We start from the raw sequence: 3,417 nt of genomic DNA, 5'->3' as shown, positions 1-3,417 counted from the left end.
GGATATTTTGTTTGAACATTGATATAGATGTGATAGCAAAAGTTACTAACTTATCAAAAGAGAAGCTTTATGAAATTCAGAAAGAGTTATCTTTGTACTCCTAATTCACACCTTTAGCTAATAAAATCTCAACCAATCTCTTATCTTCAATCCTTGGATTAAGGAAGTTTAAGTTTCAAGCTATATAATATCATAATTTTAAACAAAAATCATTAGGATATATTATGAATGGAAAATACAGAGCATTATGGCTAGATGAAGATGATAATTTGGTGGTTCTTGACCAAAGGTTGTTACCCTTTGAAGAGAAAACTGTGACTATAACAACAGCACAACAGAGTGTTGAAGCTATTGCTAATATGACTGTTCGTGGGGCAGGGGTGATTGGTAATGTCGCTGCTTTTGGGGTATATCTTGCTGCACGAGAGTCTGATGGTGATATGGTGAGGATAGAGGAGCTATCTAAGGAGATTAGAGAGTCTAGACCAACAGCTGTTAATCTCATGTGGGCAGTCGATAGGATGATGGGACTTGCCCATAAAAAGAGTAAATTAAAACCCATGAATCTTATCAAAGCTCTGAAAAATGAAGCTATTAAAATCGCTGATGAGGATTGTGAACGAAGCCAAAAAATAGCCGAGTATGGGGCTGATATTATCGAAGAGATAATGTTGAGTCGTGGGCTTGATAGTTTTAATATTTTGACACACTGTAATGCTGGTTGGTTGGCTATCGTTGATAGTGGTACAGCTTTGGCTCCTATCTATGAGGCACAGAAGCGAGACATCAAGATTCATGTATGGGTAGATGAGACTCGACCACGAAATCAAGGGGCAAACTTGACCGCATGGGAACTCTCAAAAGCAGGGATAGAGCATACGGTTATAGCTGACAATACAGGTGGTCATCTGATGCAACAATCTATGGTGGATATGGTCATTACTGGTGCTGATAGAGTAGCTAGAAATGGAGATAGTGCCAACAAGATAGGAACTTATCTCAAAGCTTTGGCTGCTAAGGATAACGATATTCCTTTCTATATTGCTCTTCCTGCTTCAACTTTTGATTTTGAAATTTTAGATGGTGTAGAGGGGATACCTATAGAGATTCGCAATGAAGATGAGGTGAAGTTTATAAGCGGACTTAACAGCGATGGAGAGGTTCAAGAGATTCAGATAGTTCAGTCCAAATCATCTGCACTTAACTATGGTTTTGATGTGACTCCTGCTAGACTTATCACTGGTTTGATAACGGAACGAGGTGATTGTGAAGCTACTGTTGAGGCGATAATAGAGATGTTTGGTGATTTGATATGATAGATGGGATTATAAAATACAATTTTGATTTTCAACAATCATCTCCACTAGAAGAGTCACAATTTATTGAGATAGAGGCAGTGCGAAGCCGACTTTTGGCTTTGGGGCTTATTGGTGTAGCTAATGGGATTGGATATGGTAATATCTCCCAAAGAGTAGATAGAGACTCTTTTGTGATTACAGGTACACAGACAGGTCACCTCAAAAATCTAAATGCCAACCACTACTCTCTGATAGAGGAGTATGATAATAAGAAGTTCTATCTGAAATCATCAGGAGCTATCAAGCCAAGTAGCGAGGCACTAACTCATGGAACTATCTATAATCTTAGTGATGAGATAGGGGCTGTTGTTCATATTCACTCTAAAAGAGTGTGGAGATTTATGTTAGATGGGAGTTATCTCAAAACGGCTGTTGTGGAGTATGGTTCGGTGGATATGATAGATGAGGTTAATAGAATTTTTTCAGATATTGACCCTCTTAGCAATCCCAAATTTGTTATGGCAGGACATGAAGAAGGAGTGATGATTTTTGGTAAAAATTTATTGGAAGCTGAGATGATTTTGTTTGAAATAGTAGGAGATATTATTAAAAATGAAAATTAGTAAAATTTTTTTAGTGGTTTAAGGTTTATTTGTGTTTATTGTTGTTATAATTCAAACATAAGGAAATAAAGTATTACTCTTTGACATCTAAAATAGCTTACAATCTGTTTAGAGTACTTATTATCGTGTGAACCTCCTTTTGAAAACACTCGGAGTAGTAATACTTAATCTTTATATTACTTTTCATCATCAAATTTTTTATTAAAATGAATCATATTTAAGCCATACCATTTTGACCTCCTTTGATTTGGTGATGAATAGTAATTAATATAAGTTGTATAGGGCTACTAAGAATGAACAATCAAAATAATCAAATAGAAAAAGCAAAAGAGTATATAAAAAATGCAGATGCAATCCTAATAACAGCAGGTGCAGGAATGGGTGTAGATAGTGGTCTGCCTGATTTCAGAGGCAATGAGGGGTTTTGGAGAGCTTACCCTGTTATAAGAAAATTGGGTCATAGTTTTGTAGATATGGCAAATCCTCAATGGTTTGATAGCAATCCTCATCTAGCATGGGCATTTTATGGGCATCGGTTGAATCTTTATCGTGCTACTGTTCCACATGATGGGTTTCGTATATTAAAAGAGTTAGTTGATAGTAAAAAAGATTATTTTATCTTTACCTCTAATGTAGATGGACAGTTCCAAAAAGCGGGGTTTGATAGAGATAAAATCTATGAGTGTCATGGTAGTATCCACCATTTTCAATGTACATATTGTGCCAAAGAGATATACTCTGCTAAAAATGAAGAGGTAGCTGTTGATATGGTGAAATTTGAAGCTTTGAATCTACCAAAATGTCCAGAGTGCGATAGGATAGCTAGACCAAATATTCTCATGTTTGATGATTGGGGATGGAGTGGTGAGAGAAGTGCTGTGCAGTCTGCTAGGTTGGATGATTTTAAAGCTAATGTTTATGAAAATAGTTATAAGTTGGCTATTATAGAGATAGGTGCTGGGGAGCATATTCCTACGGTTCGATATGAGAGTGAGTACAGTGCTATAGAGCTTGATGGTTTTGTTGTTCGGATTAATCCAAGGGATTATCAGATAGATGATGCTATTGGTGTGGGTATTGCTCTTGGTGGTTTGGAGGGGTTGGAGAGTTTATTGTAGGTTCGATATGAATCGAACAAACAGATATTAGCGTCTATTAAAGTTTATCGAACTCTTGATTATAATCATAAGCAATATAGATGCCAACACCTCATATCCGATAGACCAATAGACGAAGTATTCATCTATATTTATCTCATGGAATATTGCTAGATTAGCCTTTGCAATTATCAAAAATATAAATAACAAGCCTGTAATATAAGGGATAAGTATAAAAGCTAAAAACACAATAGTATTTATGGAGTTTTCAGATAAGTTTATATAGTTGGATAGATGAATCTCTTGAGCAAAAAAACTTTTTGGTACTTTTTTTATCTTATCTTTTCCTATCTGTCTCTCTTTCTGTTTTCTGTAATATCTGTCTTGTAAATTTCTTTT

The 3,417-nt window shown here is 35.6% G+C and carries 4 protein-coding genes; 3 read left to right on the top strand and 1 reads right to left on the bottom strand.

Annotated elements, in window-relative coordinates; translation table 11 throughout:
• Positions 1-224: 224 nt before the first annotated feature.
• The 3 genes from mtnA (at position 225) to GSY74_RS06825 (ending at position 3,039) form a co-directional block, all read left to right on the top strand.
• Entirely contained in the window at positions 225-1,316 is a 1,092-nt protein-coding gene (gene mtnA, locus GSY74_RS06835; protein WP_164664358.1) for an S-methyl-5-thioribose-1-phosphate isomerase, read from the top strand.
• Positions 1,313-1,921 carry a class II aldolase/adducin family protein gene (locus tag GSY74_RS06830; protein WP_164664357.1) on the top strand — a complete coding sequence of 203 codons (609 nt, stop codon included), beginning with the start codon at positions 1,313-1,315 and terminating at the stop codon, positions 1,919-1,921. Before mtnA ends, GSY74_RS06830 begins: the two co-directional genes overlap by 4 nt.
• A 293-nt stretch (positions 1,922-2,214) precedes the next feature.
• Positions 2,215-3,039 (top strand): Sir2 family NAD-dependent protein deacetylase, encoded by an 825-nt coding sequence (locus GSY74_RS06825; protein WP_164664356.1) that lies wholly within the window; start codon positions 2,215-2,217, stop codon positions 3,037-3,039.
• Positions 3,040-3,066: 27 nt separating this feature from the next.
• Here GSY74_RS06825 and GSY74_RS06820 read toward each other — a convergent pair.
• The coding region (locus tag GSY74_RS06820) for a hypothetical protein (RefSeq protein ID WP_164664355.1) at positions 3,067-3,417 on the bottom strand (351 nt) is incomplete at its 5' end.

The organism is Sulfurovum sp. bin170 (assembly GCF_010892395.1).
Lineage (GTDB): Bacteria > Campylobacterota > Campylobacteria > Campylobacterales > Sulfurovaceae > UBA1140.
Note: the sequence above shows the minus strand (reverse complement) of the source record. Positions and strands in the feature narration are given on the sequence as shown.